The following is a 448-nucleotide window of genomic DNA, read 5'->3' on the forward strand; positions in this document are numbered from 1 at the left end:
GCGTATCGGCAAGGCGCATCAGCGTTGCCAGATTCCCCCTCATGCCGCTTCCATAAACCGGAGGCAGGCGCAACACGGCGGCGTCCGAGCGGCCGTGTAACGCGTAGGCGTCCAAAACCTTGATCTCGCCTTCGCGCTTCGAGCGTCCATAGGCGCATTGTGGCGCAGGAAGCGTGTCCTCGTCGATCGTTGCGCTGACATGCGCGCCGATCACCGCTCGGATCGAGGAGAGATGGATGAAACGTCCGCTTATCTGGGCGGCCGCGGCATGCGCCAGCCTTGCGCTCAGTTCCACATTGGCCGCCTGGTAATCGGCTTCGGTTGCATTTCCCTGATCATTGTTGAGGCCGGCGCAATGGACGACGTCAGTCATATGCCGGGTCAGTTCCAGGAAGGCGGCGGCCGGCGCATCGAAGCCGGGCATCGGCACAGTCTCGTTCTCCGAACC

1 protein-coding gene is annotated in these 448 nt (G+C 62.9%); it reads right to left on the reverse strand.

The window, feature by feature from the left end; all coding sequences use genetic code 11:
• Nucleotides 1–448 (reverse strand): NAD-dependent epimerase/dehydratase family protein (locus tag EOC06_RS41620; RefSeq protein ID WP_245469316.1); only part of this gene is annotated, 448 nt, incomplete at both ends.

This window comes from Mesorhizobium sp. M7A.F.Ca.MR.362.00.0.0 (assembly GCF_004023175.1).
Lineage (GTDB): Bacteria > Pseudomonadota > Alphaproteobacteria > Rhizobiales > Rhizobiaceae > Mesorhizobium.